This is a genomic window from Limnoraphis robusta BA-68 BA1, from assembly GCF_034932365.1.
Classification (GTDB): Bacteria; Cyanobacteriota; Cyanobacteriia; order Cyanobacteriales; family Microcoleaceae; genus Capilliphycus; species Capilliphycus robustus.
Genome location: NZ_JAYGHR010000073.1, coordinates 92985 through 104692, shown reverse-complemented (window position 1 = coordinate 104692; position 11708 = coordinate 92985). Strand labels below are relative to the sequence as shown.

General features: G+C 43.9%; 7 protein-coding genes. 2 read left to right on the top strand and 5 right to left on the bottom strand.

The genetic code is table 11. The features are described from left to right. Positions 1-157: 157 nt before the first annotated feature. From VB836_RS21065 to VB836_RS21050, 4 genes are all read right to left on the bottom strand, one after another. On the bottom strand, positions 158-628 hold the full coding sequence (locus VB836_RS21065) for a hypothetical protein (RefSeq protein ID WP_323222255.1): 471 nt from the start codon (positions 626-628) through the stop codon (positions 158-160). A gap of 356 nt (positions 629-984) precedes the next feature. Then, positions 985-2577 carry an NAD(P)H-quinone oxidoreductase subunit 4 gene (locus VB836_RS21060; RefSeq protein ID WP_323222253.1) on the bottom strand — a complete coding sequence of 531 codons (1593 nt, stop codon included), beginning with the start codon at positions 2575-2577 and terminating at the stop codon, positions 985-987. Positions 2578-2661: 84 nt separating this feature from the next. After that, positions 2662-3444 (bottom strand): GIY-YIG nuclease family protein, encoded by a 783-nt coding sequence (locus VB836_RS21055; RefSeq protein WP_323222251.1) that lies wholly within the window; start codon positions 3442-3444, stop codon positions 2662-2664. A gap of 224 nt (positions 3445-3668) precedes the next feature. Next, entirely contained in the window at positions 3669-5756 is a 2088-nt protein-coding gene (locus VB836_RS21050) for an NAD(P)H-quinone oxidoreductase subunit 5 (protein ID WP_323222249.1), read from the bottom strand. A gap of 545 nt (positions 5757-6301) precedes the next feature. Between VB836_RS21050 and VB836_RS21045 the strand changes: the two genes are divergently transcribed. Both VB836_RS21045 and VB836_RS21040 read left to right on the top strand, forming a co-directional pair. Continuing rightward, positions 6302-6739 (top strand): hypothetical protein, encoded by a 438-nt coding sequence (locus tag VB836_RS21045; RefSeq protein ID WP_323222248.1) that lies wholly within the window; start codon positions 6302-6304, stop codon positions 6737-6739. 113 nt (positions 6740-6852) lie between these two features. Beyond that, a complete protein-coding gene (locus VB836_RS21040) occupies positions 6853-8901 on the top strand; it encodes an ABC1 kinase family protein (protein ID WP_407659717.1) in 2049 nt (682 codons plus the stop codon). Between the two features lie 132 nt (positions 8902-9033). Here VB836_RS21040 and clpB read toward each other — a convergent pair whose 3' ends face one another. Next, on the bottom strand, positions 9034-11655 hold the full coding sequence (gene clpB / locus VB836_RS21035; protein WP_323222244.1) for an ATP-dependent chaperone ClpB: 2622 nt from the start codon (positions 11653-11655) through the stop codon (positions 9034-9036). Between the last annotated feature and the right edge of the window lie 53 nt (positions 11656-11708).

Sequence of the window (11708 nt, the reverse complement as noted above, 5' to 3'; positions counted from 1 at the left end):
CATCCTCCAAACTATAGCAATGAATCTGTTTCGACTGTTAGGATTTGTCTCTATTACTGAAGGTCAAAGATGGCTTAATAACAGGTGGTCTAGGCTTTGGATTTTGCTAGAATGAAACAGCCCTGCCAGTATTGGGGGTTTGGGGGCTTGGATGCAGTCATATATTAAATGTACCGCCTTCAATGGTACTACCTACAATACCTGTATTTCCAACGTTACCACCTGTGATGGTTGTTCCCTGAAACAAAGCGTTAATTTTCTCGGCTAACTTGGCGGAATTGTTAACGGTTGCAGGTTGAGATTTAATGGTTGTCGCAATTTCTTCTAACCTCTTTCTGAGGTCTGCATCTTCGATTATGGTTGCTTCCACATCCTCAACTACTTTAGCAAATTCCGGATCGCTTTCTGCCGTTTTCTTGACATCAATCACCGCTTGACCCCAATCTAAAGGCGTTTCATTGACCTTTTCAATAGCTAATGCAGTTTGGGGAGATTTACGCCGAAGCTGTTGCAGCAAAGTTCCCCCTTGGTCAAATAACTTTTCCCCCAGTTTCTCGCCTGTTTTTTCTGTTGCTTTGGTGATGATCAGCGCAGCTAAAGCGGCAACGGTCAGTTCTACCGGTTCCATTGGTTGTTGTAGAAAAAGGTTGATTGATGTTTTTTATTATAGAATTTTGTACTCCAAATCGACAAGTTCTCCCCTCCGGTTTCACCACCCCATTAATATTGAAATCCTTTTAGAAGAACTTGATCTTGAGTTTTGTCCTTTGGGTTCAACAACGTTCAAAAATCCAGAAATGATGCAAGGCATTGAACCGGATAACTGTTTTGATATTGAACACGAAGCGTCGGTTAGGGTAAAGATACCTGTAAATGTACCATCATTGAATTCCGGAGAAAATCTTAGTGTCTTTGTGTCTTCGTGGTTAATTTTTCCCATAAAAAAACCCCCTAAAATTGGGGGGACTCTACAGACAATTCAGGTTATTTCTGAGGAATATTCGGTGCTGTAAATGACAACAACTCTTGCTTTTGTTGGGCAATAGGAGGATTATCTCCTAACGTTGGCACCGATTGACGAATCAAAGCCGTTAACTGCGTTGTGGTTGAATCATAGATTTGAGTAACAATCTTCGGATACAACCCAATCCCAATAATGGGTACTAATAAACAGGCAATGACAAACACTTCCCGAGGTTCGGCATCCACCAGTTTTTCGTGAGAAGTTAACTCTTTGTTTTCCGGGCCATAGAGGAGTTCTCGTAACATTGAAAGCAGATAAATTGGCGTTAAAATCACCCCAACTGCCGCTAGAAACACCACTAAAACTTTGAACGTCGGACTGTAAGCATCACTGGTAGAAATACCAATAAAGATCATCACTTCTGCAACAAATCCACTCATTCCGGGTAACGCCAATGACGCCATTGAACAAGCCGTCCACATCGCAAAAACTTTCTTCATCTTCGTCCCAACACCGCCCATTTCATCTAACATCAATGTATGGGTACGGTCATAGGTACAACCGACAAGGAAAAACAAACTCGCCCCAATTAACCCATGAGAAATCATTTGCAGCATCGCACCACTTAACCCAATTTCGGTAAAAGATGCCATGCCAATTAAAACAAAACCCATGTGAGAAATAGAAGAATAGGCAATTTTCCGCTTGAGATTTCGTTGAGCAAAAGACGTCAGGGCAGCGTAGATAATATTCACAACCCCTAATATGATTAAAATCGGGGCAAACGTCGCATGGGCATCGGGTAACATTCCTACGTTCATCCGTAGTAACGCATAACCCCCCATTTTCAGCAAAATTCCCGCCAGTAACATATGCGCCGGGGCTGTGGCTTCTCCGTGTGCGTCGGGTAGCCAGGTGTGGAGGGGGAAAATCGGCAATTTCACGCCGTAGGCAATCAGGAAGCCACCATACAGCAATAGTTCTAGTTTAATCGGGAAATCCTTCGCGGCGATCGCAGACATATCAAACGTCACGGTATCGCCGTAGAAAGCCATCGTTAGGGCGCCAACCAGGATAAACAGCGAACCCCCTGCGGTGTACAAAATAAACTTTGTCGCGGCGTATTGACGCTTTTTACCGCCCCAAATCGCTAAAATCATGTAAACCGGAACGAGTTCCAGTTCCCAGGCTAGGAAGAACAGTAACATATCCTGAACCGCAAAGACAGCGATTTGTCCGCCGTACATCGCTAACATCAGGAAGTAGAACAGCTTCGGTTTGAATGTGACAGGCCAAGCTGCTAAAATTGCCAGGGTGGTAATAAATCCCGTTAGCAAAATCAGAGGCATTGCCAAACCATCCGCCCCAACAGACCAGTTTAAATCGAGTTGAGGTATCCAGGCGTAGCTTTCAAACAGTTGTAAGCCGGGTTTGTTGAAGTCGTACTCGGTACAAAAAGCGTAAACAATAATAGCAAAGTCTATCAGCCCAATGATCAAAGCATACCAGCGTACCGTGCGCCCGTCTTTGTCGGGAATAAACGGCACCAGCAACGCGGCGACAATGGGAAATAGAATAGTAGTCGTTAACCAGGGAAAATGTTCGAGATTCATGTCTGATGATACAATCAGTGCTAAGTTATTATAGATCCGCAAAATTTGGGTAATACCGCCTATACTTCACCTTTTCTTCAGACTTTAAACGAGATTTGTCCAAAGTCGAGGAATCGGATCTTGTTCTAAGATAGATAACCCAGGAGGCTGTTGTTCCATAAACGGCCATAACTCCACAATTTCTTTAAATTCTGGATCTTTTAGACACAACATTTCAACTTCCAATAACTTCTGGATTTTAGTTCTTTCTAATACAAATACTAATCCATCGAAAGGTGCAACATCTATGGTAATACCATTGCAACGTGTTTCCCAAAAATTAAATTTGTAGCGAGTGTCATATTTCTTCCACCTTAAGCAAGTTGCTCTATTATCCGACTTGAAAATACTGCTAACTGTTCCTGACAACCCTCGACGACCTAAAACTGGATACTTCAGATAAACTGTTGGCTTAGAAGAATTGTGAGGTGAAGCTATTCCTAAGATGATTACATTGAGTTTAGACAGTTTGATGAGTGTTTTCTGTAAAGCGATTTCTGATGGGATAATTTTTTTAGCGGGTACTGGTGTTTTATTGAGTAGAGGTTGGTACAAATCTATGAAATAACGTTCCGTTTTATCCAGTAACTCTTTATCGTTTTCGCAAACTAACCAAGCTATTCTAATATTACTTTTTCGGTTCTGTTTTTGGAGTTGTTCAAACCGATGATGATCTTTCCATCTCGCACACAAGTTCGTTGCTTGTCCAATATACCAAACTCGATTTTCTGAGTCTAATAGGAAGTAAATAGCCGAACAATGTGGAAGTATATCTTTGCTTAAAAGAGAGACAGAAGGGAGAGAAGATAGATGAATTTCAGGATACATTGTGAACTTGTAATATCACATCCGATTAATTAATGATCATTTTGTAGGGGCGGGTTCTGCTGAGATTTCGGTCTGGAAGGAAAAATTTAGATAAACCCGCCCTGACCCCATAACGCAATTAATCAACCGGACAGGATATAAGCATGAAAGCTTTTGTTGAAAAGGGAAATAGGTATTGTTTAGAACAGTCTAAATTATCCCCTATTCCCTTTTGGCTTACAAACCTAACTGACGCCGGAGAACACCACAAAACCCAATACCGCCCCAAATACAATTAAGGCGTAAAATTGGGCGCGACCATTCTCCAAATATTTCAACCCTTCACCGGATAATAGCGTGACTAAACCCGTGAGGTTAACGGCACCATCAACCACACGGAAATCAACCTCCATCACCTGACGGGCGAGACGACGTAGACCTTGAACAAACAAGAAATCATTCAAGTCGTCAAGATACCATTTATTGAGAGAAAACAGATATAATGGCTTGATTTTCTCAGCGATCGCTGAAGGATCAATTTTACGACTGAGATACATCAAAGAAGCGAGTGTAATTCCCAGTAAAGCAATACCCACCGAATTTCCCGCCATAATCAGAAATTCAGTTAAATCAAACTCTGCCGCTTTTTCGAGAATTTGCGCTTCCGTTTCACTGGGGGCGTGAATAAACTCCTCAAAATAGTTGGCAAAAGGCGTTCCCAACAACCCAATCAACATCGACGGTATCGCCAACGTCATCAAGGGAATTGTCATCGCCCAGGGGGACTCGTGAGGAGAATGACTGTGACCATGACCATGATCGTGACCGTGATCATCGTGGCCGTGTTCCTCAACTTCCGCGACCAACTCTTGAGGATTCATCGCACCGGGGCCAAACGCATAATTAGGGCCATTGGCTGCGGCTAACAGTTGTTGTTTAATCGTGGCGTCATTGCCCCGGAAACCGCCTTCAAAGGTGCTGAAGTACATCCGGAACATATAAAACGCCGTCATCCCCGCCGTTAACCAACCCACAACCCATAAGGCGGGATTGGCTTCAAAGGCATTACCCAAGATTTCGTCTTTTGACCAAAATCCTGCAAAGGGAGGAATTCCAGAAATTGCCAGGGTACCGATCAAGAAACAAGCGGACGTAATCGGCATATATTTCCGCAGTCCGCCCATTAAGCGCATATCCTGGGCTAAAACCGGGTCATGTCCGACAACGGCTTCCATACCGTGAATGACAGAACCCGAACACAGGAACAACATCGCTTTAAAATAAGCATGAGTCATCAGGTGAAACAGTCCAGCGCTGTAAGCACCGACACCCATTGCCATCACCATATAACCGAGTTGGGAGATGGTGGAATAAGCGAGACCTTTTTTGATGTCGTTTTGGGTTAGGGCGATCGTAGCCCCCAGAAACGCCGTAAAACAGCCCGTCCAGGCGATGACGTTCATCACGATGGGCAAACCTTCAAACACCGGATACATCCGGGCGATCAGGAATACTCCGGCTGCAACCATTGTCGCCGCGTGAATTAAAGCTGAAATCGGCGTCGGGCCTTCCATCGCGTCGGGTAGCCAGACGTGAAGGGGGAATTGGGCAGATTTGGCAACCGGGCCTAAAAACACCAAAATTGCAAATAGACTGGCTAAGGCAACGCTTAAACCGCCTGTTTCGACGAGGGTTTCTAAGCGTTCACCCATCAACTCAAAATCAAAGGTGTTGGTTGCCCAAAATAAACCTAACATTCCGAGTAACAAGCCAAAGTCACCCACACGGTTGGTTACAAAGGCTTTTTGGCAAGCATCGGCGGCCGGTTTGCGATCGTACCAAAATCCGATCAACAGGTAGGAACACATCCCCACCAGTTCCCAGAAGATGTAAACCTGTACCAAGTTCGGACAGATCACCAAGCCTAACATTGAGGAGCTAAATAGGCTCAAGTACGCATAAAAACGCACATATCCCGGATCGTGAGCCATGTAACCATCGGTGTATACCATCACCAAAAAGGCTACAGTGCTAACAATCGCCAACATGACTGAAGCCAGATGGTCAATGGTGTAGCCCATACGCAAGGTAAAATCCCCTGCGGCTGCCCATTCAATCATGTAGGTATAGGGTTCGTGGCCGTTGATTTGACTCCAGAGTATGGCAAACGACAGCACCATCGACCCTCCCAGTAGGGAGACGATAAATACTGCACTTGCTTTTCTGAGACTGTTGGTGGCTCGACTAAATGAAATTAAGCCTATCCCAACAAACATCGCCCCGAGTAAGGGCAATACTGGAATCAACCAGGCGTATTGATAGAGCAGTTCCATAATATCTAGGGACTTAATCGTTCTCAACTACATAGTGTACAACCATTTTCTCTCCTGACCCCGTAAAGCTTTAAGCCTTTAAGGTTTAGTTTAGAACTTTACTTTTTACTCACAATTTACTCATCGGCAATCTTGCAAGAGGCAAAGCTGGTGACGGGTAGGGGTAATTCATGAATTGCCCCTACGCGACTGGTGAGTGATCATTGATGGACTTTTTTTCTGGATTAAACCCATTTGAGCAGAATTTTCAAATAAAACTTAGAGAATTTTGGTCTCTGCTTGATAAACGTTCACAACTCTTTCTAGAGATTGATTATTTTTTTCGCCTGAAGTTAGATCACTTTGCCGTTGGTTTTTGACTACACTAAAAGCCATCTATTCAGTATAAATTTCATCACCAGATCGAAGCTGTTTTTGCAGATTGATTTCGGTCTGGGGTTCAATATATGGGGATAAACTTTAGATTTAATCCAGAATAGAAGCTCCTCAGAGCCGTCAACTCTCGATAAAATAAAACAGAACGCTAACTCTAATCAGAACGACCAATGTCTTCGTACCGTCAAGTTAAACAATATCTGGCATACTGGTTTCAATTGGGCAAAAAAGTTCTTCTTCGCAATGGAGAACAATCTTTGTTACCTCAACCCCTGTTTGAGGGCGATCACTACAGCCCAGAATTTGAAAACTGCTGGCAAGAAATCCTCTCTCCAGAGTCAGGGGATTGCTACCTAGAAGGGACAGACGTACCCATTAGTGAACTGCTGACAAACGCTTGGGAAATAGAAGAATGCGCTCGTTGTGCGATGCCCGTACCGTCCCGGACTCGGGGAATGCCAGCAAGCTGTTGTCCCTGCTTTGATTTACCCAGTTGGCCGAACTTAGATATGCCTCAACCGCGACTTCCAGCCAATACCCAACAACATCTACACGAGATCTGTAATCGACTGATGAAGTCCGAACCTGAAGATATTGAAAGTGCATGAGCCGATGTTGTTACAATAGTTAACAATACTGCTCAGACTAAATCCTATACTTTATGGATATCAAGACGGTATCGCCGACTTTACCCAGGGTTGTGAATCAACCCCCAACTCCTATGAGAGCTACAGCGCCTTATCCCATTGATCCGCTCACCCCCAATACTGTAGATGTGGAATCCCAGCTTGTGACTGTTGAGGACATTCCCATCCTAGACGAATCGCAATATCCATCCTCAGATGCCCCTGACGATTCTCTACGTTACGATCCAGTTGCGATTGCAGCCCATTACCGCTCTCGCTTTTTACAAGTTTGGGGACGACTGCTCACGATCATCTGGAAATTTTCTGCATTGGCATTGGGGATCTGGCTCGACAAAAAAAGAGGACGTGCTGAGAAAAATGAGATCAAACGAGCGACACAACTGCGTCAAACACTCACCCAACTCGGCCCTGCATTTATCAAAGTTGGACAAGCCTTATCCACAAGACCTGATTTAGTTTCACCGATTTTTTTAGAAGAATTAACCAAACTCCAAGACCAACTTCCTCCTTTCTCTAATGAAATTGCCTATGGTTTTATCGAAGAAGAACTCGGCGGCAAGCCTCACGAAATCTATGCCGAACTTTCTGCCAATCCCCTAGCAGCAGCTTCTTTAGGACAAGTTTATAAAGGAAAACTCAAAACAGGCGAAACCGTTGCCGTTAAAGTTCAACGTCCCGGCTTATCAGAATCTATTGCACTCGATATTCACCTGTTGCGAACTCTGGCAATTTGGGCGCAAAAAAAGATTACCCGCATTCGCAGCGATTTAGTCGCCATCATGGATGAGTTTGGCTACCGAATTTTTGAGGAAATGGACTATACTCACGAAGGTCGCAACGCCGAACGCTTCCAAAAACTCTATGGTCATTTGCCGGATATTTATGTTCCTAAAATTTACTGGGAATACACCGGACGACGAGTGTTAACAATGGAGTGGGTGAATGGAACAAAATTAACCAATTTAGATGAAATTCAAGCCAAAGGAATTGATGCTCGTTACCTGATTGAAGTGGGAGTACAATGTTCCCTGCGTCAGTTACTCGAACATGGATTTTTTCATGCTGACCCTCACCCCGGTAACTTACTCGCCAGTCCCGATGGCAAGTTGGTTTATCTAGATTTTGGGATGATGAGTGAAGTCAAGCCCTATCAACGCTATGGTTTACTTGAAGCGGTGGTGCATTTGGTCAACCGAGATTTTGAGGGATTAGCAAACGATTATGTCAAACTGGAATTTTTAACTCCTGATACGGATTTAACGCCGATTATTCCCGCTCTGGCTTCTGTTTTTAATGATGCGCTCGGTGCGAGTGTTGCAGAACTCAACTTCAAAAGTATTACCGATAAACTCTCGGCGTTGATGTATGAATATCCCTTCCGAGTTCCGGCTTACTACGCGCTGATTATTCGCTCCTTAGTAACGTTAGAAGGAATTGCAATAAACGTAGATCCGAACTTTAAAGTCCTGAGTAAAGCCTATCCCTACGTGGCTAAACGGTTATTAACCGACCCTTCTCCCCAACTAAGAACTTCTCTAAAAGATTTGCTGTTTAAAGATGGTTCTCTGCGTTGGAACCGTCTAGAAAATCTGCTCAAAAATGCTCGCGATAGTGATGATTATGATATTAACCAAGTTCTCGACCAGACGTTAGACTTTTTATTCTCAGAACGGGGAGCATTTATCCGAGAACGGCTAGCCAATGAAATTGTTAAAAATATCGATTTAGCCTCTCGCAACGCCCTGACAAAAGCCCAATTGAAAGTGGCAGAATGGATGGGTATTAAACCCCCATCGTCCAATGGTACAAAACCTGTCGTCACCTCCACTCAAAATCAAAGCAATTTAGAACAGATTCAGCGCATTGTCGCGATTTTGCAAGAAACTAAGGGATTTGATCCGATGATTTTGGTTCAAAAAGTTCCAGAATTATTAGCGAAACCCGAAGTTCGTCAACTCGGTCAACAAGTCGCGGGTGAGTTAGCCCAAAAAACGGCGGCGCGGTTAATTCGTGAACTTTTGATTTCAGAAGATTATCCCGAAACTCAGAAAAACGGACATCATTCTTCTTCTGAACCTCAAGCCCCTTTACCGCCTCTGTCTTTACCTTCTAGTTCTCGGTAAAGCTTGATAAACCCGTAATATCATGTCCGATTAATCAATCCTAATTGTGTAGGGGCGGGTTCTATAAGATCTATGATACCCGTCAGAGAGTGAACTAAACCCGCCCTAACTAACACGACATGGTATTGTGAACTACTTCACTTTTAACAACTCAACGGGTAGCCGTTTGAACGTTAACCGCTCATTTTCAATGTCTACAAAAATTGTATCTCCATCATTGAATTCCCCGCGCAAAATTCCCTTAGCAAGTTGAGTTTCTAACTCTCGTTGAATGGCTCGTTTCAACGGACGCGCACCATACACCGGATCAAACCCGACTTCGGCCAAAAAGTCAACAGCCGCTTCAGTCAATTTTAACGACATTTTCCGTTCGGCTAACCGTTCGACTAAATGTTGAACCTGTAGTAGAACAATTTGGCGCAGTTGTTGACGTTGTAGAGGATGAAAAATAATAATTTCATCAATCCGGTTGAGAAATTCCGGTCGGAAACTTGTTCGCATGGTATCCATCACCCGACCTTGCATTTCTTCATAGCGAGAATCATCTCCGGCAATATCAAGAATATACTGAGAACCGATATTACTGGTCATAATAATCACACTATTTTTAAAATCAACGGTGTGACCTTGAGCATCAGTAACGCGACCATCATCGAGAATTTGCAACATCACATTAAACACATCGGGATGGGCTTTCTCAATTTCATCAAACAAAATCACCGCGTAGGGACGACGACGGATGGCTTCGGTGAGTTGACCGCCCTCATCATACCCAACATATCCTGGAGGCGCGCCAATTAACCGGGAAACGGCGTGTTTCTCCATGTATTCGGACATATCAATCCGAACCATCGCTTCTTCGGTATCAAACAAATAAGCCGCTAACGCCTTAGCGAGTTCGGTTTTCCCGACCCCTGTCGGCCCGAGGAAGATGAAACTGGCAACCGGACGTTTGGGATCGGCTAACCCCGCCCGCGATCGCTGAATCGCCTCTGCAACGGCTGTCACCGCCTCTTCCTGTCCAACCACTCGCTGATGCAGTTCATTGTCGAGGTTGAGGAGTTTTTCTTTTTCCGACTCGACTAATTTACTAATCGGAATTCCCGTCCATTTAGAAATAATTTCAGCGATATCGGCTTCAGTAACTTCTTCTCGCAGTAGCGTTTTTCCACTGGTTTGAGTCGCTTGGAGTTGAGCTTCTGCGGCTTGTAACTGCTTTTGCAACTCGGATAATGTGCCGTATTTCAACTCAGCCGCTCGGTTAAGATCATAATTGCGTTCGGCTTGTTGAACTTCAATATTCACCCGATCAATTTCTTCTTTAATCGACTGAATATTGCTAATCACATTTTTTTCAGCTTCCCATTGGGCATTGAGGGCGTGTTGATCTTCTTTCAGGTTGGCGAGATCTTTTTCGAGTTTGTCTAAGCGTTCAATAGAAGCAAGATCGCTTTCTTTTTGCAGCGATAACCGTTCCATTTCCAGTTGTAGAATTTTGCGGTCTATTTCATCCAGTTCTTCGGGCTTAGAAGTGATTTCCATCTTGAGTTTAGCCGCCGCTTCATCGACTAAATCAATCGCTTTATCAGGTAAGAAGCGATCGCTAATATAACGAGTCGAAAGAGTAGCCGCAGCGACTAAAGCGCTATCAGAAATTTTCACCCCATGATGAACTTCATAGCGTTCTTTTAAACCGCGTAAAATGGAGATGGTATCAACAACATTCGGCTGATCGACATAAACTTGTTGAAACCGTCGTTCTAAGGCTGCATCTTTTTCGATATATTTGCGATATTCATCTAAAGTAGTCGCCCCAATACACCGCAATTCACCTCGGGCTAACATCGGTTTGAGTAAGTTTCCCGCATCCATCGCGCCTTGGGTTGCACCCGCCCCAACAACGGTATGAATTTCATCAATAAACAGGATTATTTTACCCTCAGAATCAGTAACTTCTTTGAGAACTGCTTTCAGACGTTCTTCAAATTCTCCTCGGAATTTTGCCCCCGCAATTAAGGCTCCCATATCTAAAGCAATTAATTGGCGATCTTTGAGAGATTGGGGAACATCTCCGGCGAGAATTCGTTGGGCGAGTCCTTCCGCGATAGCGGTTTTTCCAACTCCCGGTTCTCCAATTAATACAGGATTATTTTTAGTTCGACGACTTAAAATTTGAATCGTGCGACGAATTTCATCATCCCGTCCAATTACCGGATCAAGTTTTCCTTTACGGGCGGCTTCGGTGAGATCTCGCCCATATTTTTCGAGAGATTGATATTTCCCTTCCGGGTTTTGGTCGGTCACTTTTTGAGTTCCTCGGACTTGAGTAATGGTTTGTTTAAGTTTGGCTTCATCTAGTTTAAATTCTTGATAGAGGGATTTGCCAAAGTGATCATCTTTGGTGTAGGCTAAGAGCAAATGTTCAATCGAGATGTATTCGTCAGCGTACTCTTGACGATAGGCTTCGGCGTTATCGAGTAAAGTATCTAGACTACGACCTAAATAGACGCTTGTGCTGCTTCCTTTGACTTTAGGTTGACGATCAATAAAAGCATCAACTTTTTCTCGCAGTTGAGGAACAGCGACACCTGCTTTACTGAATAAGCTGCTGGCGAGTCCTTCTTGTTCGAGTAAGGCTTTCATTAAATGTTCGCTTTCAAGCTGTTGTTGTTGAGCTTGTTTAACGATTTCTGGAGTTCGGGCTAAAGCTTCCCAAGATTTTTCGGTGAATTTACTCGGATCAGAGGGTTGCATTGATTTTCTTCTCCTTGTCTTGAATTTATAGAGTAAATTGTTAAGAATGTTCG

What these genes read in the sequence shown, in the direction of transcription:
- clpB (WP_323222244.1), bottom strand. Translation starts at nt 11,655, where the DNA reads ATGCAACCCTCTGATCCGAGTAAATTCACCGAAAAATCTTGGGAAGCT.
- VB836_RS21055 (WP_323222251.1), bottom strand. Translation starts at nt 3,444, where the DNA reads ATGTATCCTGAAATTCATCTATCTTCTCTCCCTTCTGTCTCTCTTTTA.
- VB836_RS21050 (WP_323222249.1), bottom strand. Translation starts at nt 5,756, where the DNA reads ATGGAACTGCTCTATCAATACGCCTGGTTGATTCCAGTATTGCCCTTA.
- VB836_RS21060 (WP_323222253.1), bottom strand. Translation starts at nt 2,577, where the DNA reads ATGAATCTCGAACATTTTCCCTGGTTAACGACTACTATTCTATTTCCC.
- VB836_RS21040 (WP_407659717.1), top strand. Translation starts at nt 6,853, where the DNA reads ATGAGAGCTACAGCGCCTTATCCCATTGATCCGCTCACCCCCAATACT.
- VB836_RS21065 (WP_323222255.1), bottom strand. Translation starts at nt 628, where the DNA reads ATGGAACCGGTAGAACTGACCGTTGCCGCTTTAGCTGCGCTGATCATC.
- VB836_RS21045 (WP_323222248.1), top strand. Translation starts at nt 6,302, where the DNA reads ATGTCTTCGTACCGTCAAGTTAAACAATATCTGGCATACTGGTTTCAA.